The 22735-nt window shown below is 33.8% G+C and carries 24 protein-coding genes and 1 riboswitch; of the genes, 22 read left to right on the top strand and 2 right to left on the bottom strand.

Annotated elements, in window-relative coordinates:
* Nucleotides 1-14: 14 nt before the first annotated feature.
* From COJ46_RS07345 to COJ46_RS07255, 19 genes are all read left to right on the top strand, one after another.
* Nucleotides 15-1238: an MFS transporter gene (locus tag COJ46_RS07345; RefSeq protein ID WP_098565844.1), complete on the top strand. Its 1224-nt coding sequence runs from the start codon at nucleotides 15-17 to the stop codon at nucleotides 1236-1238.
* A gap of 27 nt (nucleotides 1239-1265) precedes the next feature.
* Nucleotides 1266-2510, top strand: coding sequence for a type III PLP-dependent enzyme (locus tag COJ46_RS07340; RefSeq protein WP_097975103.1), 1245 nt, complete (start codon nucleotides 1266-1268; stop codon nucleotides 2508-2510).
* Between the two features lie 170 nt (nucleotides 2511-2680).
* Nucleotides 2681-4177 (top strand): FTR1 family iron permease, encoded by a 1497-nt coding sequence (locus COJ46_RS07335; protein ID WP_097975105.1) that lies wholly within the window; start codon nucleotides 2681-2683, stop codon nucleotides 4175-4177.
* On the top strand, nucleotides 4167-4541 hold the full coding sequence (locus COJ46_RS07330; RefSeq protein ID WP_097975107.1) for a hypothetical protein: 375 nt from the start codon (nucleotides 4167-4169) through the stop codon (nucleotides 4539-4541). The genes COJ46_RS07335 and COJ46_RS07330 overlap by 11 nt, the downstream gene beginning before the upstream one ends.
* A gap of 220 nt (nucleotides 4542-4761) precedes the next feature.
* Nucleotides 4762-4992, top strand: a complete 231-nt coding sequence (locus tag COJ46_RS07325; RefSeq protein ID WP_097975109.1) for a FeoA family protein — start codon at nucleotides 4762-4764, stop codon at nucleotides 4990-4992.
* The gene (feoB, locus tag COJ46_RS07320) at nucleotides 4986-6986 is read left to right on the top strand and encodes a ferrous iron transport protein B (RefSeq protein ID WP_097975111.1); all 2001 of its coding nucleotides are present in this window, start codon (nucleotides 4986-4988) and stop codon (nucleotides 6984-6986) included. The genes COJ46_RS07325 and feoB overlap by 7 nt, the downstream gene beginning before the upstream one ends.
* Nucleotides 6987-7004: 18 nt before the next feature.
* Nucleotides 7005-7160 (top strand): FeoB-associated Cys-rich membrane protein, encoded by a 156-nt coding sequence (locus COJ46_RS07315; protein WP_056469655.1) that lies wholly within the window; start codon nucleotides 7005-7007, stop codon nucleotides 7158-7160.
* 103 nt (nucleotides 7161-7263) lie between these two features.
* Nucleotides 7264-7374: riboswitch (TPP riboswitch) on the top strand.
* A 135-nt stretch (nucleotides 7375-7509) separates the two neighbouring features.
* The gene (thiD, locus tag COJ46_RS07310; RefSeq protein ID WP_097975113.1) at nucleotides 7510-8316 is read left to right on the top strand and encodes a bifunctional hydroxymethylpyrimidine kinase/phosphomethylpyrimidine kinase; all 807 of its coding nucleotides are present in this window, start codon (nucleotides 7510-7512) and stop codon (nucleotides 8314-8316) included.
* Entirely contained in the window at nucleotides 8309-9547 is a 1239-nt protein-coding gene (gene cytX, locus COJ46_RS07305; protein ID WP_097975115.1) for a putative hydroxymethylpyrimidine transporter CytX, read from the top strand. The genes thiD and cytX overlap by 8 nt, the downstream gene beginning before the upstream one ends.
* Entirely contained in the window at nucleotides 9531-10343 is an 813-nt protein-coding gene (thiM, locus tag COJ46_RS07300; protein ID WP_097975117.1) for a hydroxyethylthiazole kinase, read from the top strand. Before cytX ends, thiM begins: the two co-directional genes overlap by 17 nt.
* The gene (gene thiE, locus COJ46_RS07295; RefSeq protein WP_097975119.1) at nucleotides 10334-10969 is read left to right on the top strand and encodes a thiamine phosphate synthase; all 636 of its coding nucleotides are present in this window, start codon (nucleotides 10334-10336) and stop codon (nucleotides 10967-10969) included. The genes thiM and thiE overlap by 10 nt, the downstream gene beginning before the upstream one ends.
* 236 nt (nucleotides 10970-11205) lie before the next feature.
* The gene (locus COJ46_RS07290) at nucleotides 11206-11769 is read left to right on the top strand and encodes a hypothetical protein (RefSeq protein WP_097975121.1); all 564 of its coding nucleotides are present in this window, start codon (nucleotides 11206-11208) and stop codon (nucleotides 11767-11769) included.
* Nucleotides 11770-11825: 56 nt separating this feature from the next.
* Nucleotides 11826-12578: a hypothetical protein gene (locus tag COJ46_RS07285; protein ID WP_097975123.1), complete on the top strand. Its 753-nt coding sequence runs from the start codon at nucleotides 11826-11828 to the stop codon at nucleotides 12576-12578.
* Nucleotides 12579-12903: 325 nt separating this feature from the next.
* The gene (locus COJ46_RS07280; protein ID WP_097975124.1) at nucleotides 12904-14049 is read left to right on the top strand and encodes an acyl-CoA dehydrogenase family protein; all 1146 of its coding nucleotides are present in this window, start codon (nucleotides 12904-12906) and stop codon (nucleotides 14047-14049) included.
* Nucleotides 14050-14060: 11 nt separating this feature from the next.
* On the top strand, nucleotides 14061-15401 hold the full coding sequence (locus COJ46_RS07275) for an acetyl-CoA carboxylase biotin carboxylase subunit (protein WP_097975126.1): 1341 nt from the start codon (nucleotides 14061-14063) through the stop codon (nucleotides 15399-15401).
* A gap of 11 nt (nucleotides 15402-15412) precedes the next feature.
* Entirely contained in the window at nucleotides 15413-15634 is a 222-nt protein-coding gene (locus COJ46_RS07270; RefSeq protein WP_025568303.1) for an acetyl-CoA carboxylase biotin carboxyl carrier protein subunit, read from the top strand.
* 12 nt (nucleotides 15635-15646) lie between these two features.
* Nucleotides 15647-16558 (top strand): hydroxymethylglutaryl-CoA lyase, encoded by a 912-nt coding sequence (locus tag COJ46_RS07265; protein WP_097975128.1) that lies wholly within the window; start codon nucleotides 15647-15649, stop codon nucleotides 16556-16558.
* Nucleotides 16559-17335, top strand: a complete 777-nt coding sequence (locus COJ46_RS07260) for an enoyl-CoA hydratase-related protein (protein ID WP_097975130.1) — start codon at nucleotides 16559-16561, stop codon at nucleotides 17333-17335.
* 4 nt (nucleotides 17336-17339) lie between these two features.
* Nucleotides 17340-18869 carry an acyl-CoA carboxylase subunit beta gene (locus COJ46_RS07255; protein ID WP_097975131.1) on the top strand — a complete coding sequence of 510 codons (1530 nt, stop codon included), beginning with the start codon at nucleotides 17340-17342 and terminating at the stop codon, nucleotides 18867-18869.
* Here the strand turns inward: COJ46_RS07255 and COJ46_RS24425 are convergent.
* Entirely contained in the window at nucleotides 18838-19029 is a 192-nt protein-coding gene (locus COJ46_RS24425) for a response regulator (RefSeq protein ID WP_097975133.1), read from the bottom strand. The genes COJ46_RS07255 and COJ46_RS24425 overlap by 32 nt on opposite strands.
* A 271-nt stretch (nucleotides 19030-19300) precedes the next feature.
* Between COJ46_RS24425 and COJ46_RS07245 the strand changes: the two genes are divergently transcribed.
* From COJ46_RS07245 to COJ46_RS07235, 3 genes are all read left to right on the top strand, one after another.
* Complete coding sequence (locus tag COJ46_RS07245; RefSeq protein WP_097975135.1) at nucleotides 19301-20563, top strand: DUF2157 domain-containing protein; 1263 nt, start codon at nucleotides 19301-19303, stop codon at nucleotides 20561-20563.
* Entirely contained in the window at nucleotides 20553-21056 is a 504-nt protein-coding gene (locus COJ46_RS07240; RefSeq protein WP_176522496.1) for a GDYXXLXY domain-containing protein, read from the top strand. Before COJ46_RS07245 ends, COJ46_RS07240 begins: the two co-directional genes overlap by 11 nt.
* 168 nt (nucleotides 21057-21224) lie before the next feature.
* On the top strand, nucleotides 21225-21731 hold the full coding sequence (locus COJ46_RS07235; protein WP_098565810.1) for a VanZ family protein: 507 nt from the start codon (nucleotides 21225-21227) through the stop codon (nucleotides 21729-21731).
* 58 nt (nucleotides 21732-21789) lie between these two features.
* Here the strand turns inward: COJ46_RS07235 and COJ46_RS07230 are convergent, their stop codons facing one another.
* Nucleotides 21790-22356: a biotin transporter BioY gene (locus tag COJ46_RS07230; protein ID WP_097975141.1), complete on the bottom strand. Its 567-nt coding sequence runs from the start codon at nucleotides 22354-22356 to the stop codon at nucleotides 21790-21792.
* Nucleotides 22357-22735: the final 379 nt, after the last annotated feature.

Below are 22735 nucleotides of genomic sequence, written 5' to 3'. Positions count from 1 at the left end.
GGAACGAAATGACAATGGCACAAATTGAAGTACAGAATAAAAAAAATTCACGTTTTGCTTTTCAATCAAAATCCTTCAATATTTTTATGACAGGAAGCTTAATTTCAAGAGTTGGAGATTGGATGGATTTAGTTGCATTAAATTGGGCTGTCTTGCAATTTACAAATTCTCCAATTCATTTAGGCATTATGAACGCTTGTAGATTAGTTCCAACATTTTTATTGAGTGTTCCAGCGGGAATAATGGCTGACAGGTTTGATCGTCGAAAATTGTTAATATGGCTTCAAGTAGGAATGATGCTGTTAACATTTGTGATCGGATTTCTTGTCGCAAAAGGTCCGTCATTTTGGCTGTTTGCACTAATTGTGGCGATACGCTCGATGCTTGCAGCTATGGATCCACCAATTCGAAATGCGCTAATACCAAACCTTGTACCGGAAAGTTCAATGGCGAGCGCACTTGCAGTTAATACAATGATTATTAATCTATCGCGAATTATTGGACCTGCAATTGCTGGTATCTTTTTAGGTATTATAAATATAGCAAATTTATTTTATATCAATGCTTGGGGTACATTTGCTGTCTTAATCTCTTTAGCAATTATTCGGGCAGACTACCAATTGATTAAATATAAAGATAAAGATGAAAAAATAACAATAAAAGAAGCTGTCGATTTCGTAAGGAAGAAGCCATCAGTCCAATCATTGCTTATATTAGCAATTGTTCCAATGGTATTTGGTTTTCCATATACGACAATGATGCCACTGTTTGCTAAAGAGTTATTGCATCTCGGTCCTGAAGGATTTGGTGTTTTATTATCGATTTCTTCCATTGGTGCAATAATTGGGACAAGCTGGTTATCTATTGGGAAAGAGATTATCGAAACGGGTAAATGGCTAATTTATTCAAATATTGGATTTGGTCTATCATTGCTATTATTTATTGGAACAAATAATTATCTAGTTGCAGGTTTGGCAATGTTCCTTGTTGGTTTAACGAGTCAAACATACAGAACGTTGAGTCGAATTACACTGCAAAAGCAGGTTCCAGATCATCTCAGGGGAAGAATTATGAGTATTGCTTTAATGGATCGTGGATTTATTCCATTAGGTGCATTATTAATTGGAGCAATAGCATCAAGTTTGGGAATTCTCTGGGCGGGAAGTGTAATGGGGCTTGGTTGCATCTTAACTACTTTAATGATTGTGTTGAAAAGAAGAGAAATCTTAAAAGTATAACTTTATTATTCATAGGAGTGTAAGAAAATGATTGCAAATATTGTGCAAACACAAAGTCGAGAGCAAGATCGTCCATTTTGTGCATATCTTTATGACCTAACAAAATTACGAAATCATGTAAATTCATTAATGACAACTCTTCCTTCAAGCTGTCGATTATTTTATGCAATAAAAGCAAATTCAGATGAAATGATTCTTAAAGCATTGGCACCAATTGTGAATGGTTTTGAAGTAGCCTCGTTAGGAGAAATTGAAAAGGTAAGGAATATTGATTGTAATATACCAATTCTATTCGGTGGCCCTGGAAAAACACGTCATGAAATCGAAATGGCAATAGAGTATGGAGTAACCTTACTTCATGTTGAAAGCTTACATGAAATAAAACTTGTTAATTATATAGCAATGCAAAAACATGTCTCTGTTTCAATATTATTACGAGTTAATTTACGTCATTCTGTACCGTCAGCTAAACTAAAAATGGCTGGAGTGCCAACACAATTTGGTATTGATGAGACAGAAATAGATAAGGCGATTTCCTTAATAGAGGGATTACCAAACTTGAAATTAGAAGGTTTTCATTACCATGCTATGTCGAATAATACGGATTCAAAATCACATGCATCTTTTGTAGATCATTGCTATGGATTAACAAAAGAGTGGAGTAATAAGTGGAACTTAGACATCACATACGTAAATGTCGGTGGGGGAATTGGAATAAATTACTTACAGGTAGATAAGCAATTTGATTGGGAAGATTTTACGGAACAATTGGAAAAAGTACTCGAAAAACATAATGACAAAAGTTGGAATACTTTATTTGAGTGCGGTCGATATCTTACTTCTTCGTGTGGCTATTATGCAGCGGAAGTCCTAGATATTAAACAAAATCACGGTGAGTATTTTTGTATTCTACGAGGTGGAAGTCATCATTTAAGACTTCCTGCAGCTTGGAAGCAAAGCCATCCATTTACTGTCATCCCAGTAGGAAAGTGGCCATATTCTTTTGAAAGACCTGAAGTAATCGATGAAAAGATTACAGTAGCCGGAGAACTTTGTACACCAAATGATGTATTAGCTAGAGAAGTCATCATTTCTAAATTACGGGTAGGCGACATTTTGCTGTTTAGCTATGCGGGAGCGTATGGCTGGGCAATCTCACATCATAATTTTCTAAGTCATCCACATCCTGAACGAATTTATGTAGACCGTGATTCTTTCATTAGACAGTATGATTTTGTAAATGAAGGAATGTCATTCGAAGTACAAAGTTAGGCTAGGTATGATAAAGCTGAGGAACTTCTTCCTCAGTTTTTTTAATTTAGTTGAAAATTGATACAAACATTAAAAATAGTTAATAAAAATATAATTGACTAAAATCTGAAATAGCTTTATTATCAAGAGGTGATAATGATTATCATTTATATTTAAGGGGAAAATCAACGATGAAGCAGACTCTTATTAAAGTAACTTTAACAGCTTTACTATTACTAGTTTTACCATTTAAAACCTTTGCTGCAAGCCCTGAAGAGGATTTAACACATGCAAATTCTTTTGTAGAAAGTGCAATCCAATCTGCACAAAAAGGAGATTTTAAATCTGCTGAGCAGGAATATAAAAAATTCAACGACGAGTGGCTTGATAAAGAGGATGGAATAAAAAATAAATCGATTGATGCGTATGGCAAAATCGAGGAAGCTATGGGAATGGTTCAGTATAACCTAGCACAAAAAACAGTGAATCAAAATGCACTTGTTACTGCACTTAAAGAATTAGAAGAGGTGAATGAAAAGTTTATTTCTCATCAGTTCGCTAGTTCAAAATTAGATTCAAAAAGTACAGGTAGTGTAGAAGATTTAATCGAAATTTTAAACAAAGCTTTAGCAGATTTAAAAGATAATAATGTATTAGGAGCAACTTCGGAGATTGATCAATTTAGAAAATCTTGGATCAATATTGAAGGTGTTGTATTAACACAATCTCAAACAGTTTACACTGACACTGAAAGAGATATGGTTACTTCATATGCAATGCTAACTGCTAAAACGCCTGATGTGAAAGCGGCTACAAAAACAATTACAGATATGCGTGATTATCTATTACCATTAGCGTCTAAAACTAGTTATACAATGTTAGATGCTATAACAATTTTACTTAGAGAAGGCTTAGAAGCATTACTAGTAGTTGTAGCATTACTAGGTTTTATTAAAAAGTCTGGACAAGAAAAGAAAAGTAAATGGATTTGGTTTGGTGTTGGAGCTGGATTAGGTGTCAGTATCATACTAGGTGTTATCGTAAACATTTTATTCTCAGCAGGTGCTTTTGGAAGTAATAACTTCTTAATCGCAGGCTGGACTGGAGTATTTGCTGCTGTTATGCTCTTATATATGAGTTACTGGTTACATAGCAAATCTAATACGAAACAATGGCAACAATATATTAAAAATAAGAGTGATAAAGCATTAAATACAGGTAGTTTATTATCTTTATCAATTCTTGCGTTTTTAGCAGTTTTCCGTGAGGGAACTGAAACTGTACTATTCTTTATTGGAATGGCGTCATCAATTAAACTATCGTCATTATTAATAGGAATTGGGTTAGGATTTGCAATTTTAGCAATAATAAGCTTCTTAATCTTAAAGGTTGGTCTGAAAATTCCAATGAGACCGTTTTTCCTTATTTCAAGTATATTAATGTTCTATTTATGCTTTAAATTTGCCGGCATGGGAATTCATGGTTTGCAACTATCTGGATTACTTCCAGCGACTCAGGCTCCTATTCCTACAATTGATTTCTTTGCGATTTATTCAACTTGGGAGAGCTTTGTACCCCAGATGATTTTGTTGCTAATAGCTTGTATTACTGTTATTTATAATAGATTCTCAAATAAAAATAATAATAAAAGTAGTAAAAATTCAGGGGGAACGAAAAATGTTATCTAATAAAAAACTAGTCGCAGCAATGGCTTTAGGACTATCTTTAACTTTATCTGCATGTGGAACGAAAACAGACGATGCAATTAAAACTGGTTCTGATGATATGATCAAAACGATTTCAGAATTGAAAACACAAATTTCAAATAATGATGAAGCAAAGGCAAAAGATAGCGGAGAAGCGCTTGAAAAATCATGGGAAAAATTTGAAGACTCGGTAAAAGGTAAAGACAAAGAACTTTATGAAAAAGTTGAAACGCCACTTCATATTATTGAAGCAGGAGTAAAAGTATCCCCATTGAATGCAGATACACTTAACCAAGCTGGTGACGAATTAGAAAGTGTATTAAAAGAAGTTAAAGATTTAAAATAATAAAGAATAATCATCTTTTTCTAAAAAAGCCTACATAGACATATCTTTGTAGGTTTTTTCTTGATTTTATTCACGCAATTTTGGGTATTTTTTCTTAAGTTAACCTTTTCATAAAAGCAGGTAGACAATTAACTTGTCTTAACTTAAGATAAAGATATTGATAAGGATTATCATTATTGATTGTTTATATATAATAAGTTTTGATCCGGGGGAATCACTTATGTTACTTTCAGAATTAAAAAAGGGCGAAAAAGCAAAAATAACAGACTTGTCATCACTAGGTGAGGCAGTGAAGAGACGTCTTTTAGATCTAGGGATAAGTGAAGGGTCTATGGTCTGCCTACAATGTACAATGCCGTTCAAAGGACCTTGTATGATTGAAAATTGCGGACAATCACTTGGCATTCGATTTTTAGATGCATCAGGGATAAAGGTAGAAAAAATATGTTAAATATAGCGCTTATTGGAAATCCAAATACAGGAAAAACTTCTCTATTTAATAATTTAACAGGTACATACCAATACGTAGGAAATTGGAGTGGGGTTACCGTTGAAAAAAAGGTAGGGACTATTAAAAATAAACTTGGAAATCTAATTGATTTACCAGGTATTTATTCTCTAAGCCCTCTTTCAAAAGATGAGGCCGTTGTTTCACATTTTTTTGTAAATGAAACATTTGATGGGATGATTAATATTGTTGATGCTGCTCAATTAGAGAGAAATTTAATGCTCACTCTACAACTTCTAGAGTTTAATAAATCAATGATTATTGGTCTAAATATGGTTGATGTTGCTAAAAGGAGAGGAATTTCAGTTGATCCTTCTAGTATCTCAAAAATATTACAAGTACCAGTTATTCCAATTGATGCTAGATCGGGTAAGGGAACAGACGAAGTAAATGAAGTACTAGCGACAATTCCACAATCAGAGGTTGAGTTTGAAATTGATTATGGAAAAATTGTTGAAGACGGTATTAAAAATATTATGACGCTATTACCTTCAACTTTATCTATTCCTAGAAGATGGACTGCTATACAAATCCTAGAGGGTAATAAAGAGGTAATCGAATTTATCGCTTCATCCTACGATTTTAGTAAAATTGACCAAGTAATTAAAATAACAGTGGAACAATTAAACAGTGAACAAGGTGTATCACCTTCAAAATGGATTTATTCTGTAAGAAAAGAAATGATTTCAAATTTAATAGGTAGATCTGTAGAGAAAGAATCTAATGAAGCAGTTACACTAACTGATCGCATTGATCGATTTGTTACTCATCCAATTTTGGGTATTCCTATTTTCTTAGTAACAATGTTTTTAATGTTTAAGCTTACTTTCGATTGGTTAGGGTTACCCTTATCCGACGCGTTAGATGGTTTTTTATCAGGACCTGTAACAGACTGGCTTACGAACGGCTTAAATGTAATTCATGCATCTGATTTTATAAAAGCAGTTATTCTTGATGGAATTGTTGCCGGTGTTGGTGGAGTTTTAGTCTTTGTTCCGCAAATTTTTATTTTGTTTTTACTAATATCATTCCTTGAAGATTTTGGATATATGTCTCGGGCGGCTTTAGTAATGGATCGTTCGATGGAAATGGTTGGTTTAACCGGGAAGGCATTTATTCCAATGATTATTGGATTTGGTTGTAATGTACCTGGAGTTATGGCTGCTAGAACGATTGAACAGCCTAGAGAGAGACTACTCACGATTTTGTTAACACCATTAATGTCTTGTTCGGCGCGTTTACCGGTATATGCACTATTCGTTGGTGCGTTTTTTGCGAAAAATCAAGCAATAGTTGTTTTTTCACTATATATACTCGGAATAGTAGTTGCATTAGTATTAGCTAAGGTTTTTTCATCTACTATATTAAAGGGTGAGTTTTCATTATTTGTCGTAGAACTCCCACCGTACCGTATGCCACAAGGTAAAGCTTTGTTTAGAAGCACATGGGATAAAGGTAAAGGGTTTATTCGAAAAGCAGGTACGTTTATCTTTGGTGGTTCTGTAGTAATCTGGTTATTATCTTATATGGGGCCAAGTGGTTTCGATGTTCCAATGGATGATAGCTTTTTAGCAATGATTGGGGGCATTCTTACACCAATACTTGCACCTTTAGGATTCGGGACGTGGCAAGCAGGTGCTTCTTTACTAACAGGATTTTTGGCTAAAGAGGTTGTCGTATCTGCCATGAATATCATTTATCACGTGCCGAATGCGAATTCTTTACAAGGAATATTGTCAACACAGTTTTCTGCACTTTCTGCATTTAGCTTTATGGTATTTGTCTTATTGTATGTACCATGTCTTGCAACTGTTGCGACAATTCGTAAAGAGACAGGTTCAGCTAAATGGACGTATTTCTCAGTTGGATATGCACTAGTTATTGCGTATATATTAGCGCTAATTATCTATCAAGTTGGAAGTCTCTTAGGCTACTAAAGAAAGGAGTATCTACTTATGATTGTCAATATTATAATAGGAGCTCTTATTTTTGGATATGCAGGATGGACACTTTTACGATATATAAAGAAAACAAAAAAAGGTAAATGTGGCTCTTGCTCAATCGCAAAAACTTGTAGTTCAAATTGTGATACAGTAAATTATTCAAAATAGTAATATGGTTTTCTTTAAAGACAAAATTTAAAGGAACCAGTCTAAATACTTGAATAAATTTAGAGGATTAATTAAGATGATAAAGTAATTAACTTAAATAATTGAATAGTACTAGGGGTGCCGTAAATGGTCGGCTGAGATTAAGACACAATAGTCTTTGACCCTTTAACCTGATCTGGATAATGCCAGCGTAGGAAAGTGAACGGTAGAATGCATATTTTGTATTCTTAACATTGATTTGTTCGAGCACAAGTCCTTATGGGATTTGTGCTTTTTTGTATTTAAAATCAAGTTTCATCTTCTATCTGTAAGATCAAAGAGTTCTATTCATGAAATAGGGGGAAGAAAATTGAAGAAAGTATTAACAATAGCAGGCTCTGATTCAAGTGGTGGTGCAGGTATTCAAGCGGATTTAAAGACGTTTTCAGCTCATCGTGTTTTTGGAATGAGTGTTATTACAGCAGTAACAGCCCAAAATACGCAAGGAGTGTTTGCAGTACAAGATATGACACCGGAGATGATTGCTAGTCAGTTAGATGCAATTTTTACTGATATTGAAGTCGATGCTGTAAAAATTGGAATGGTATCTCAAATAGAGACGATTAAAGTCATTGCTGAGAAACTAAAGCAATATAAACCAAAGCAAATCGTAGTTGATCCAGTTATGGTTTCAAAAAGCGGATTTGACTTATTAAGTCAGGATGCAAAGGAAGTTTTAATTCAAGAGTTGATACCGTTAGCAACTGTTATTACGCCAAATCTTCCTGAAGCAGAAGTTATTACTGGTAGAAAAATTACAACGATTGAAGAGATGAAAGAAGCTGCTATTCAAATTCACTCATTAGGTGCTAAGAACGTCCTTGTAAAGGGTGGTCATCTAGAAGGGGAAGCTACTGATATTTGTTTTAATGGTGAGGAGTTCACAAGCTTTAATAGCGTGAGAATCAATACAATTAATACCCATGGTACAGGTTGTACTTTATCTTCAGCCATTACATCTAATTTAGCAAATGAACTTGAAATAAATGAGGCAATTAGAGAAGCGAAAAACTATATAACATTAGCAATACAACATTCCTTTTCAATCGGAAAAGGGGTAGGTCCTGTACATCATTTCTACTCATTGTATGAAAAGGCAGGAGTTCAATATGTCTAATCAAAATGCAAAAATGACGAAGTGGAACTTTACAACACTTTGGTTTGGTGCGGCAGTTTCTGTAGCAGAAATTATGACTGGTGCCCTAGTAGCGCCATTAGGTTTTAAGAAAGGTTTGGCGGCCATTTTAGTAGGGCATTTACTTGGAACATTATTGCTTATTTTAGGTGGAGTCATTGGTTCTCAGCAAAGATTGTCAGCCATGGAATCTACAAAAATTTCATTTGGTAACTATGGTAGCTATTTGTTTTCAATTTTGAATGTTCTACAGTTACTAGGCTGGACAGCAATTATGATTTTAACTGGAGCTCGCTCAATCAATTTAGTTACAATAAAAGATTATCGGTTTGACCACTTATGGGTTTGGTGTTTAGTAATTGGAGTATTAATCGCAATCTGGTTGTACTTTGGACAAAATGCTTCGAAAAAACTAAATAGTTTAGCGGTTGGTTTATTATTTGTTTTAACAATTGTGCTATGTTTTGTCATTTTTAAAAGTGATAAAATCTTAACTCAGCCAAGCACTTCTGGGTTATCTTTTGGAGGAGCAGTTGAATTGTCGGTGATTATGCCATTATCTTGGATTCCCTTAATTAGTGATTATACTCGATTTGCGAAGACAACAAAGGATGGTGCAATTGGTAGTTTTATAGGTTATATGTTTGGTAGCTCTTGGATGTATATTATTGGATTAGGCGCAGCATTAGCATTTAATGAAGTAGACCCGGTTGCTGTTTTAATGAGTGCAAATCTAGGATTATTTGCAGTTGGTATCGTCGTCTTAGCGACTGTTACAACGACTTTTATGGATGCTTATTCTGCTGGAATATCAGTTACAACTATTTTTCCAAAGCTAAATGGAAAACATATAGCTCTTATCGTTACCGCTATTGGAACAATATTGGCTGTTATTTTCCCAATCGAAAAATATGAAGGATTCTTATATACAATAGGTTCTTTTTTTGCACCGTTGTACGCAGTTTTATTAACAGATTACTTTATTCTAAAAAGAACAAATATAAGAAAATCGTTGAAATTTGATTGGCTTGCATTTATTACATGGATTTTAGGGGTTTTCATTTATCGCAAGTTTGTCCAATTAGATTTCTTCTTTGGGGCTACTGTTCCAAGTATGATTTTAATTTGTGTCATTTATATAGTTGTCCAGTTTGTTATTAATAAGCTTGTTCCAAAGCGAATCGGGGGAGAAAAAAATGTTAACTATGAATGAAATGAGTCAAATTCTTGAAAGCGTGAAAGAGAAAAAGCCTTTAGTTCATCACATTACAAATTATGTAACTGTAAATGACTGTGCAAATATGGTGCTAGCTCTAGGTGGATCACCAGTTATGGCCGATGATTTAGCCGAAGTAGAAGAAATGGTATCTTTTGCTTCAGCACTTGTTATTAATATTGGAACACTAAATGAAAGAACAATTCAATCAATGATTAAAGCTGGTAAAAAGGCTAATCAATTAGGGGTACCAGTCATATTAGATCCTGTTGGTGTAGGAGCAACAACTCTACGTACAGAAACGGCAGCTAAATTATTGAAAGAAGTACGTTTTGCAGTAGTTCGTGGAAATATGTCAGAGATTAAAATGATTGCTGGCTTAAATGTTCAAATTAAAGGTGTTGATTCTGTAGCCGGCGAAGAAGACGGTGTTGAAATTGCGAAATCTCTTTCAGCGAAATTAGGCTCAGTAGTTGCAATTACAGGTGCGGTAGATATTGTTGCAGAACAAGACCGAGTATGTACCATTTCAAATGGAGTTAAAATGCTAGCAGATGTAACTGGAACTGGATGTATGAGTACATCATTAATTGGAACTTATGCTGGAGCAACGACTGATTATTTCCTTGCAGCTGTTTCCGGTATTACGACAATGGGTCTATGTGGAGAGCTTGCTAAGGCTCGCCTAACTGAAGGACAAGGAATTGGCACATTTAAAGTAAACTTATTTGATGAAGTATCTAAAGCTTCTGTTGATACACTTCTAACAGGGGGAAAAATCGAATGGCTATAACTAAAAGTAAAATAGATTATAAGCTTTATTTAGTAACAGATCGAGATGTATTAGGATCAAGAGATATAGTTCAATCTGTTGAGGAAGCAATTAAAGGTGGAACAACAATCGTACAAATAAGAGAAAAGAATTGTAGTAGTCTAGACTTTTACAAAATTGCTATGCAAGTAAAAGAAGTCACTTCAAAATATAATGTTCCATTGATTATTAATGACCGTTTAGACATCGCATTGGCGATACAGGCTGATGGCTTGCATATCGGTCAAGAAGATTTACCTTTAACTGTGGCTAGACAGATTGTTGGGGAAGATATGATTATTGGTGTATCTGCATCAACATTAGAAGAAGCAATGATTGCACAGGAACAAGGTGCGGATTATGTTGGTATTGGTTCAGTGTATCCGACGAGTACAAAACTAGATGCAAAATATTTAGCACTAGATGAGTTACGAAGAATACGTGAGGCAGTAAAAATTCCAATCGTAGGCATCGGTGGAATTAATGAAAAAAACGTTGCTGAATTAATGGAAACAAAAATTGACGGTGTTGCAATTGTTTCTGCGATATTAGGGGAAGAAGATATTAAATCGGCTGCTGAACATTTGAGTACCCTGGTTAATAAATAATAAAAATGTTTAGGGTGTCTATTACATCGTTATTTGATGGATAGGTGCCCTTTTTGTATTTTATACATACTCATTCAAACATAGTAACAATTACTAGATTCTAAACCGTCCTTAACTAATGTAAATTAGCGTTTCAATGTTGTTTATTGAATATCATCTGTAACAAATTATACAAAAATATTTGTTAATTACTATTGAAACATACCGAAATAAATATAGTAGGAGGTAGAATTTTAGTGAAACAATTTAAGAAAAAAAGACTTGGATTAATTTTATCATATGGAATTATTTTTTCTACATTCGACCCACTATCTGCACTGGCAGCAGTTGTTCCTTCAAATAGTCGTCCTAGTGTTACTTATGGATCGACTAATGAATTTGGCAGTTCTGAACTTTTAGGTCCCTGGAAAGATAAAAAGTGGAATTATTACGCATACTCATATAAATATAATGGATGGGATAAAGATGCATTTGAAACTGTAAATGCACAAGCGACAGTTACATTATCTTCTACTTCAAATTCTACTTATACCCTTTCCGGTTCTACTGAATTTGGAATCAAAAAAATTGCCGAAGCAAATCTGGGAGGAACATTTGGTAAGAGTTGGGGAAAAACATCAACTGTAGAATTTACTGCACAAAAAGGTTATATCTATGAATTATGGAGTGCTAATAAAATTAAGGTAGAAAAGTACAAATACACATACAAACCTTTACTTGGCTCAAAAAAGACTTTGTACAGCAGGGCGAATGATCGTGACGGAACGTATAAATGGTTTTTCAGATATCCTCGCAAATAGTTTATTCTTTTAATTTTGAAATTTAAATTAGGAAAAAAAAGAAGTGAGGAATATTATTGAAAAAACAGCTTTGTTTATTTATACTAACCGCTACACTCATTGCTATATTTACAGCATGCAACTCCCAAAAAAATAATCACCCTACACATCCCATGCTTTCTGCTGTTGCTAAATTAGAAGGAGAAATTAAAAAAGAAAAAAATTATTTATTCTTTAATAAAAATGAGTATACGAAAAGAATAACTTTATATTTCTACGATAATTACAATAAAGCACCGATTACAAATGTTAGATTATTTCGTGATAATGTATTAGTTAGTAAAAAAACGAAAGTAATCGATACATCAATTCATGATAATGGTATATTTACATTTGAATTGCGTGAGTATATACCTTTCTTTAATAGTATCGAATTAAGTAATCATAATGGTAGACTTTTAAAATTAAAAACAGGCGATTATCATTTTGAATTGGTCGATCTGGCAGATAATATAGAAAATGATTACCGGTGGTACTTAGAAAGTTATACCACAGGTGAAGGTAATTTTAAATTTGAAATGGATGCTAATTTTAGCAGGAAAAATTCTCAAAAAACAAAGTATGAGTTAAATTCGGCATATAAAAAGTTAAAAGGATTTAGTGTGGTAGAAATTCCCACATTTAAAGAAAAGAGTAATACTTTATTCTTGAAATACTCTGCAACTAGTTCAACCAAAGAGGCTGGTTCCTATGAAGTTTTAGTAGTTCAGAAGAATAGTAGTGGACAAAAGTATTTAATGGGTTCTGTTGTTGTTCCATTAAAGGAATAATTACTAACTAGAATTAAGTCACTTCATTAAAAAATGAAGTGATTTTTGTTTTTTTAAGAGGAAAACTTGATTGTCATGGACTAGTAGCACTTCAAACTATCTCCCCACCACTCCTCAACTTTTCCTAACCTTTCCTTATTTGTCTCATTTTGTCGAACATAGATTAAAGGGAAATGGTAGAAAATAGCGAATATTATCAATTGTAAGACTAAAATATTTATTTCTTATACACGAAATATGAGACTCCACTGCTATTTGCTGCAGTTGGAGACATTCTTACGTTTTTTTAAACGTACCTAAATATTAAAAGGAGAGTGACTAACACATGGATTTTTTATTATCTAAAGAACAGCAAATGATTCAAGAAATGGTACGAGATTTCGCGGCAAAGGAAATTGAGCCTTTTGCAGAGGAACTTGATCGTGATAGCAAATTCCCAATTGAAACGTTCAAAAAAATGGGTGAATTAGGTTTATTAGGAATTCCGTTCCCTGAAGAGTATGGCGGTAGCGGTGGCGATACAATTAGTTATGCGTTAGCTGTAGAGGAAATAGGGCGTGCATGTGGAGGAACAGGTTTAAGCTTTGCTGCAACATGTTCATTAGGTGCTTCTCCAATTTACTATTTTGGTACAGAGGAACAAAAGCAAAAATACTTAGTTCCAATGGCGCAAGGAAAAACGCTAGGAGCTTTCGGTTTAACTGAGCCAAATGCGGGTTCTGATGCTGGTGGAACACAAACAAAAGCAGTTTTAGAAGGTGATGAGTATGTGATTACAGGTGAAAAATGCTGGATTACAAACGCTCAGTATTCTAACACAATTATCGTAACTGCTTATACTTCTATTGATGAAAAAGGAAAGAAAAATATATGTGCATTTATCGTTCCAACTGACTCAGAAGGATTAACAATTACAGATCCTTATGACAAGATGGGTGTTCGTGCTTCTAATACAACTCAAATTGTTTTAGATGGAGTACGTGTTCCAAAAGAAAATATTCTTGGCAATCCTGATAAAGGTTTTGGCCAATTCTTATATACATTAGATGGTGGTAGAATTTCAATTGCAGCACTTGCTGTAGGTATTGCACAAAAGGCTTTTGATAAAGCATTAGTATATGCAAAAGAACGTAAACAATTTAAACAACCTTTATCTAGTTTCCAAGCTATTCAATTTAAATTAGCTGATATGGCAATGGGAATTGAGTTAGCAAGAAATATGGTGCACAAAGCTGCGTGGTTAAAAGACAATGGAAAACCGTTTACGAAAGAAGCGGCATTCGCTAAGTTATACGCATCTGAAATCGCTTCCAAAATTGCGAATGAATCATTACAAATTCATGGTGGATATGGCTATATGAAAGAGTATGGCATCGAGCGTTTAGTACGTGATGCTAAGTTACTTGAAATTGGTGAAGGTACATCAGAAATTCAACGTATGGTAATTGCACGTCAATTAGGATGCCGATAAGGAGAGAGAATATGATCAAAATACTTATTGCAAACCGCGGGGAAATCGCATGTAGAATTATCGAAACATGTAAAAAGCTTCGTTATCAAACTGTGGCAGTTTATTCAGATGCTGATAAGGAAAGTTTGCATGTTAAGTTAAGTGATGAAGCTTTTTCTTTAAAAGGGAATCATACAAAAGATACGTATTTAAACGCTGATTTAATTATAAAAATTGCAAAAGAAAATAATGTAACAGCAATTCATCCTGGATATGGCTTCTTATCAGAAAATAGTGATTTTGCTAGAAAATGTAATGAAGCAGGCATTTTATTTGTTGGTCCTAAGCCAGAGCATTTAGAGATGATGGGCGAAAAAATTAGAGCTAGACAAATAATGGAGCAATTAAACATTCCATTAATTAAAGGAAATTCTCACCCAATTCAATCGGTTGAAGAAGCGAGAGAAATAGCAGCCGAAATTGGCTATCCTGTTATGTTAAAAGCGTCTAGTGGTGGCGGCGGAATCGGTATGAAGTTAATCGAAAACGAAGCACAGCTAGAAAAAGAATTTTTAACAACACAAACGAGAGCTCTTCAATTTTTTGCGAATGATGATGTTTTCATTGAAAAAGCAATTATTAAACCGAGACATATTGAAGCACAAATCGCTGCTGATACTCATGGCAATGCTGTTTTCTTATTTGAAAGAGATTGTTCAATTCAAAGAAGAAACCAAAAAGTTGTTGAGGAAGCACCATCACCGTTCCTTTCTCCACAAGGTAGAAAGAAACTTGAAGAATATGCCCTTACGATTGCTAATCAAATTAAATATGTAAACGTTGGAACAATTGAATTTTTAGTTGATGAAAAAGAAAATATTTATTTCTTAGAAATGAATACTAGATTACAAGTTGAGCACGGTGTAACAGAAGGAATTACAGGAATTGATCTAGTTGAATGGCAGTTCCGTATCACATTTGGTGAAACACTTCCAATTCGTCCTACTCATGTAGAAATGAATGGTCATTCTATTGAAGTAAGGGTATATGCTGAGGATCCTAAAACTTTCTTCCCATCACCAGGAACAGTTCAACACTGTAACTTCCCAGAGGAGATTGGTGTACGTATTGATACGCATCTTTATGATGGATGGGTTGTATCACCGTTTTATGATCCACTATTAGCGAAAGTAATTGTTACGGCTAATACAAGAAAAGAAGCAGTAATTCAACTGCACAATTATCTTAAAAAGGTAGAAATTGAAGGTATTAAAACAAATGTGCCGTTTTTGATTGATATTCTATCAACGAATGCATTCCAAGAAGGCGATTATACAACGAGCTTTATTAGTGAATATCAAAAAGTGAAATGAGGTAATTAGATATGGAAAACTTAACTGCAATGATGGCTGGAAGCGTATGGAAATGTCTTGTATCTGTAGGGGACGAAATTAGTAGTGATCAAGATTATGTAATCTTAGAGTCTATGAAAATGGAAATTCCTCATGCTGCTCCTTATAAATGTAAAGTCGTAAATGTGTTCGTTAACGAAGGCGATTTTGTAAACGAGGGCGACTCTTTAATTCAAGTTGAAAAACTAGGTTAGGAGTTATTAGTGATGAAGCTACCTCAATCGGCTTTTATAAGAGAAGTAGGTCCACGTGATGGTTTGCAAAATGAAAAACAGTTTGTTTCCACTGAAAAGAAGCTTGAGTGGATCAATTTATTAGTAGAGAGTGGTTTGTCTTATATTGAAGTTTCTTCGTTTGTAAGGCCAGACTGGATTCCTCAATTAAGTGACTCGGTAGATCTATTTACGAGGCTTAAGAAAAAAGATGGGGTTACTTATGCAGCTCTTGTTCCTAATAAAAGAGGACTAATGAGTGCATTTGAAGTAGATGCAGATGAAATTAATTTCTTTGTTTCTGCTAGCGAAACACATAATTTAAAAAATAAAAACGCGAGTATCGAGCATTCAATGAGCGATATTCGCTCAATGATTACAGAATGTAAAAATAATAAAAAGACTACTAGAGCATATATTTCAACTGTATTTGGTTGCCCGTATGAGGGTGCTGTAGACCAAATGAAGGTGATCCAACTTGCAAACCAATTACTTGAATGTGGTGTAGATGAGATTTCCTTAGGCGATACAATTGGAATTGCGAATCCGCTTCAGGTAAATCAATTTTTAGAAAATCTAGTTAAAGAAGTACCAGTTAATCGAATTGCTATGCATTTCCATGATACATATGGTCGTGCTGTTGCAAATCTATATACTTCTTTACTATTTGGAATTGAAAAATTTGATTCATCAAATGGTGGACTAGGTGGTTGTCCATATGCACCAGGAGCTAGTGGAAATGTAGCTACTGAAGACGTTGTTTCATTACTTCATAATTTAGGTATGACAACTAATGTGGATGAAAAGAAACTTCATCAAGCTACTTCATATATCTCTGAACAAATGAACTTAACACCAGTTAGTAAGCTATTTTCCGTATGGAATGGTTCAAAGGAGAGTATTTAAATGGAATCAAGTTTATTAGTAAGTGATATCGGTCATATTAGAATTCTTACATTAAATCGTACAAATGCAGCTAATTCATTATCACGTGAGTTACTAGATGCTCTTCATAGCCAAATGGATGAGTTAAAGAAATCATCTGTACGTGCTGTCATATTTACTGGTAGTGGATCATCTTATTTCTGTAGTGGTGCTGATTTAAAAGAAAGAAGAGGCATGACTGAGAGTGAGGCTCGAGAAACTGTTGAAAAAATCGGGACACTTTTTGAAAAAGTTGAAAGATTACCTATGCCAACAATCGCAGCAATCAATGGAGTTGCTCTAGGTGGAGGACTTGAACTTGCTTTGGCATGTGATTTAAGAATTGCTCATAAAGAAGCAATCGTTGGTTTACCAGAAACATCTTTAGCGATTATTCCAGGTGCTGGTGGTACACAAAGACTTCCACGTTTAATTGGACTTGGAAGAGCGAAGGAACTAATCTTTACTGGCAAACGTTTAAATGCACATGAGGCTGAAGGCTATGGCATTCTAGAACATGTTGTTGAAATAGATGAATTACAAAATAAGGCGCTTGAAATATGCGAAACGATCGCAAGTAAAGGTCCTCTTGCAATCCGTGCAGCAAAAAAGGCGATTCAACGCGGTTTCGATCTTCCTTTAGATTTAGGGCTAAGATTAGAAACTTATGAATATGAAACTTTACTGCATACAAACGATCGTATGGAAGGTTTAGTAGCATTTCAAGAAAAGCGTAAGCCGCAATATAAAGGAGAGTAATTGCATGTCAAACGAAGCAACATATCAAGCTCGAAAAGAACAAATACTTTCTGGTGGGAAAGAAAAATATCATGAGAGCAATGCCAAAATTGGTAAGCTCTTTGCAAGAGAAAGAATTAATCAACTTTTAGATAAAGACAGTTTTGTGGAAGATGGTTTCTTTGCAAACTGTATGAATGACGAATTTCCAGCAGATGGCATCGTAACAGGAATCGGTAAAATTAATGGCCGTACTGTATGTGTAATGGCGAATGATTCAACTGTAAAAGCAGGTTCATGGGGCGAAAAAACAGTAGAAAAAATCATCCGCATTCAAGAAACATGTTTAAAAATGCTTGTACCTTTAATTTATTTAGTGGACTCTGCAGGAGCACGTATTACGGATCAAGTATTTATGTTCCCAGGTAGACGTGGTGCTGGACGTATATTCCACAACCAAATTAAGCTATCAGGTCAAGTACCTCAAATCTGCTTATTATTTGGACCTTCTGCTGCAGGTGGAGCTTATATTCCTGCATTCTGTGATTCTGTATTTATGGTTGAAGGTAATTCTTCAATGTACTTAGGATCACCTCGTATGGCTGAAATGGTAATTGGTGAAAAAGTTACACTCGAAGAAATGGGTGGAGCTAGAATGCACTGTTCAGTTTCAGGCTGCGGAGATGTATTATGTGAGTCAGAAGAAGAAGCAATTGCTAAGTTAAAAGATTATTTATCTTACTTACCAACTAATTTCAAGCAAGGGGCTCCTGTTGTTGAAGCTAAAAATCCTGTTCAAAAGGAGAAGTCTTTAGCAGAAATTATACCAAGCAATCAAAACGTACCATTTTCTATTTATGAATTTATCGACCGAGTAGTTGATGAAGATTCATTCTTTGAAATTAAAAAGCTATTTGCACCTGAACTAGTGACTGGTTTTGCTAGATTAGATGGACGTAGCGTAGGAATTATCGCTAATCAACCGAGAGTTAAAGGTGGCGTATTATTCCATGATTCAGCGGATAAAGCAGCTAAATTTATTAATTTATGTGATGCTTACCATATTCCTTTATTATTCTTAATGGATGTACCTGGTTTCATGATTGGTACAAAAGTAGAGCGTGCAGGAATTATCCGCCATGGTGCAAAAATGCTTTATAGCATGAGTAATGCATCTGTTCCAAAAATCTCAGTTATCGTTCGTAAAGCATATGGTGCTGGACTTTACGCAATGGCAGGCCCTGCATTTGAAACAGACTGCGTCATTGCATTCCCATCTGCTCAAATCGCTGTAATGGGACCTGAAGCAGCAGTAAACGCAGTGTATGCAAAGAAAATTGCAAGCTTACCAAAAGAAGAACAAGCTGCCTTTATCCAAGAAAAACGTAAAGAGTATGCCGAAGATATCGATATTTACCGCTTAGCATCTGAGCTAGTAGTAGATGTTGTCATTCAACCAGAAGAGCTACGTACGGAGCTAATTAAACGTTTTGCTTATTACTCAGAATCATATGAAACTCCTGCTACGAAAAAGCATGGTGTTTATCCTGTTTAAAGGATAATGAAAACAGCCCTAGAATTAGGGCTGTTTTTTTATTCGTTTCGTATGTGGGGTTAATATTCATTAGTTTATGGAAATATTGCCATTTCCGCAATGTTTCCGAGACGATTTTACGAATTTTTTCATCATCTTCTACAATCATGATTTTAAACAATAAAAAACCTCCTTATATAAAAGCGGTATCTACTATTAGGATCTATATGTAAACCTAGATGCAATTAAATTGTTCGAATGTATGAAAAGACTATTATATTAGGGGAGAGTGGACAATATGAACCAATACGTGGGATATCTTAATAATTAAACAAACGTTTGATTATATATATTCTCCTAAAATTTTAGATTTAGAGGTAATTTATGCTTTATTAAGAAATTATAATAGTAATGGAAGTAGTTTTATAAACTGCTACTAAAGGGGGGGTTACTTGAGTAAATTAGATCAGAAGCTAAAAGAATGGCACAAGCATAACTTACTAGATGAAGAATCATTAAATCGAATAGTCGAGTATGAAAGGCATCGGGCTAAAGCTGAAAAGCAATCATTTTTAGGAGATATTATACCATTTTTAATTGCATTACTTGTAGCATTCTCAATTTTAGCGCTTGTGGGCAGTAACTGGAACGATTTTAGTCAAACCATGAGATTAATCATTATTTTTGTAACACTATTAGTTTTCCATGCAGTTGCATTTATAAGCTATCAAAAGGGTAAAGAATTGTTTGGGAATTGTTTAAACTTTATTAATGTAATTGGGTACGCATGTGCATTTGTATTAATTGTACAAATGTATCAATTTACTAGTGACAGCCCAGTATTTTTGATCACTTGGACAATGCTCGCATTCCTTTACTATTATGTGTTAAAGCATAATATGTTCTATTATCTTTTCTTAGGAATTGGATTTTTTAGTTTGAGTTATAGTGCTGGAATAGGAACGGCACATGTTTATCTTCTTCAAATTCCATTGTTACTTTGCTCAGTTTATTTCTTGAAAATAATGAAGAATCGATGGAATGCTAGCTTTAATTACACATTTCTAGGCTATATTGTCATTATGTTTTTCCAGACATTTTCAGATCGCCAATATATGACGCCGATCATTCTAGTCGTGTTTATTCTTTGGTATTTAAATGAACGTGGGATTATTACTTATGTTATTTTACCTGTATTTACTATATTTATATGGTTATTTACATTTTTTACTTCATTATTTGGAGGATCATATGATGTAATCCACGAGATACAAAAGGAATTTTCACATGGATTTTTAAAGCCGATTGCAGTGCCACTGTTTGATGCGATCATTCTATTAATCCTAATACTAGCAATCTATACTATGTACAAGAAATGGAAGGACAATGTATCGTTTAATAATTATCTTTGGATCTTCTTATTTATATTTTTATTGCCAATATTAGGGGTACAAGATCAATTAGCCAATATGATCGTTGGAGTATTAATACTATTTGCTTATTCGTGTATACGTTTATTTAAAGGTGTATCTGGCCAGGAAAAAGGAAGTATTATTATTGGTTTTATAACATTTGCCTCACTCGTTATTGGAATTTATACAGGATTTTCAATTTCATTTATCAGTAAATCAATTGTGTTTATTATCCTTGCAGTAGTTCTATATTTTGTCTATACCCAATCGAGAAAAGCAAGAGGTGATGAACATGCAAAATAAAAAGAAGTTACTTTTGCTTTCAATCATTCAATTTATCTTATTACTAGCTTTACTTGGAAACATTATGTACTTTAAGCAATCAGCCGATACGTTTAAAATAAGATCAGAAAGTTTGGATCCAGTGGAACCTTTATTAGGACATTATGCAGCCCTATCGTATGATTTTGATACAATAACAATGAAGGATTGGAATGGTAAAGGTAAGCCGAAAGAAGGGGAAAAAGTTTATATTGTCTTTCAAAAGGGACAAAACGATATTTATCAATTAGATTATGTAACGGATCATCGTCCAAAACATTCAAAATACATTAAAGCAACTATTCAATACGTATTTTTAGAAGAAGACGAAGAAATTGCCATCAACCATAATCTAAGTCGTTTTTACATTCCAGAAAGCCAAATGGACAAATACAATCGAGGCGGATCAAAGTATATTGTTACAATCCAGCAAAAAGGAGATCGATCAGTCGTTAAAGCTGTTGATGTTCAGTGAAATAGCCACTCAATTGAGTGGTTATTTTTTATAGTATCTTGGAAGAGTTTACTAGTTTAGGACAAGAAAAGGGTTTGATTTTTAGACATATTTAATACGGAAAGTTAGCTTTATAATATGGAAATATATGGTGTTATTTAATATATAAAATGATGGAGATTTTAAAAGATGAATAAGTTTATAAAAATAATATTATTACTATTATTCTGTTTCTATTTAATGATCCTTACTGAAAGAATTCTATTTAAATATTTACCTGTACAACAATTTATTAGCCATTTCGAAATTAATTTCGCTAGAGATGATTGGAGGAGATCAAATAACTTTATTCCATTCAAAACGATTATTTTTTATTTGTTATTGGCTGATATTAATTTTGATATTAGAATTAGTAATTTGGCTGGCAATATTATCGGGTTTATGCCATTTGGCTTCTTGTTGCCGTTAATAGTTAAGAAGTATGATAATTTGAAATCAATTTTAAAAGCGACTTTCATTTTAAGTTTAACTTATGAATTACTTCAGTTATTATTATTTCAGCTAGGTAGCTTTGATGTTGATGATTTAATATTAAATACACTTGGCGGTGGATTAGGTTATTTAGTTTTGAAAATAATTAGATTGGTTTTTGACTTGAAGAATAAACAAAGGGTTAATACTTCTAGAATGAATTGACAACTTTTTTTTAAGAATATAAAAAGAGCTCACATCATAAGAATGAGCTCTTTTTGTATTACGCTGAAATTTCATCGCGTTTTAATAAATTAGCTTTTGCTAAACGTTTTCCAATAATAACACCTAATGCAGATGCTACATAGGCTTTAACTAATCCAAGAATAATGAAAGGATAAAAACCGAAAGCCATTGCATCGTGCCAGCTTAGAGAAGCTGCAATTTTTAACCACACAGTACCAAAAACTAACGTAACAAACATTCCGATAGTGTTTGCAATCATTGCATTTAAGACTGTGAACTTAGTTTTTTCAATATAGTAAGCGATAATGAAAATAGTTGGAATAAATCCAATTAAATAACCACCTGTTGAACCGACTAGTACGCCAAACCCCGCAGCACCACCTGCGAAAACCGGGATTCCGATTGCACCAAGAGCTAAATAAAGAAGTAACGAGATTGTTCCGTATTTTTTACCTAAAATCGTAGCTGCTAAGCCGATTGCTAATGTTTGTCCTGTGATTGGAACAGGAGAAAAGGGCAAAGGAATAGATACTTGAGATAGAATACCGATAATTGCTGCAAATAAAGCTGAATTAATAAGCATTTTTAATCTTTCTTGTTGCATTACAAAATCTCCCTCTCTTTATGTTAACTTATTTTATTTGTTAGTTAACATATTGTAAATTAATTATATTTTATATAAAAAGATTGTCAATATGATTCAATTTAAAGAGTATTAAAATCATTAATTTTGAGAAGTTTTAAATGAAGGGAAAAGACTTAAGGAGAGCTCATCTAAGTATATTAAAAGTAATTGATCTAGGAAAATGTCTAGTCCCCAATTTAATAAAAAAGAGTAATTCGAATACGATTACTCTTCTTTCAAAACTATAATTTTTTTCCTGCATAATTTAATTAAGAGCTAGTTCTTTTAATTAATTTGATTACACCATAAATAATTCCAGCAATCATTAAAATTGCAATTGGTAAAACTACAATCATTC

This window comes from Bacillus sp. AFS077874 (assembly GCF_002566505.1).
Lineage (GTDB): Bacteria > Bacillota > Bacilli > Bacillales > Bacillaceae_G > Gottfriedia.
This window is presented reverse-complemented; position numbering and strand designations above follow the sequence as displayed.

Bases quoted from the DNA above. Each gene is read 5' to 3' on its own strand.
- COJ46_RS07325 (WP_097975109.1), top strand. From the start codon at position 4,762: ATGTTACTTTCAGAATTAAAAAAGGGCGAAAAAGCAAAAATAACAGAC.
- COJ46_RS07280 (WP_097975124.1), top strand. From the start codon at position 12,904: ATGGATTTTTTATTATCTAAAGAACAGCAAATGATTCAAGAAATGGTA.
- COJ46_RS07335 (WP_097975105.1), top strand. From the start codon at position 2,681: ATGAAGCAGACTCTTATTAAAGTAACTTTAACAGCTTTACTATTACTA.
- COJ46_RS07275 (WP_097975126.1), top strand. From the start codon at position 14,061: ATGATCAAAATACTTATTGCAAACCGCGGGGAAATCGCATGTAGAATT.
- COJ46_RS07235 (WP_098565810.1), top strand. From the start codon at position 21,225: ATGAATAAGTTTATAAAAATAATATTATTACTATTATTCTGTTTCTAT.
- thiM (WP_097975117.1), top strand. From the start codon at position 9,531: ATGTTAACTATGAATGAAATGAGTCAAATTCTTGAAAGCGTGAAAGAG.
- COJ46_RS07240 (WP_176522496.1), top strand. From the start codon at position 20,553: ATGCAAAATAAAAAGAAGTTACTTTTGCTTTCAATCATTCAATTTATC.
- thiE (WP_097975119.1), top strand. From the start codon at position 10,334: ATGGCTATAACTAAAAGTAAAATAGATTATAAGCTTTATTTAGTAACA.
- cytX (WP_097975115.1), top strand. From the start codon at position 8,309: ATGTCTAATCAAAATGCAAAAATGACGAAGTGGAACTTTACAACACTT.
- COJ46_RS07270 (WP_025568303.1), top strand. From the start codon at position 15,413: ATGGAAAACTTAACTGCAATGATGGCTGGAAGCGTATGGAAATGTCTT.
- COJ46_RS07315 (WP_056469655.1), top strand. From the start codon at position 7,005: ATGATTGTCAATATTATAATAGGAGCTCTTATTTTTGGATATGCAGGA.
- COJ46_RS07230 (WP_097975141.1), bottom strand. From the start codon at position 22,356: ATGCAACAAGAAAGATTAAAAATGCTTATTAATTCAGCTTTATTTGCA.
- COJ46_RS07345 (WP_098565844.1), top strand. From the start codon at position 15: ATGGCACAAATTGAAGTACAGAATAAAAAAAATTCACGTTTTGCTTTT.
- feoB (WP_097975111.1), top strand. From the start codon at position 4,986: ATGTTAAATATAGCGCTTATTGGAAATCCAAATACAGGAAAAACTTCT.
- COJ46_RS07260 (WP_097975130.1), top strand. From the start codon at position 16,559: ATGGAATCAAGTTTATTAGTAAGTGATATCGGTCATATTAGAATTCTT.
- COJ46_RS07265 (WP_097975128.1), top strand. From the start codon at position 15,647: ATGAAGCTACCTCAATCGGCTTTTATAAGAGAAGTAGGTCCACGTGAT.
- COJ46_RS07330 (WP_097975107.1), top strand. From the start codon at position 4,167: ATGTTATCTAATAAAAAACTAGTCGCAGCAATGGCTTTAGGACTATCT.
- COJ46_RS07340 (WP_097975103.1), top strand. From the start codon at position 1,266: ATGATTGCAAATATTGTGCAAACACAAAGTCGAGAGCAAGATCGTCCA.
- COJ46_RS07255 (WP_097975131.1), top strand. From the start codon at position 17,340: ATGTCAAACGAAGCAACATATCAAGCTCGAAAAGAACAAATACTTTCT.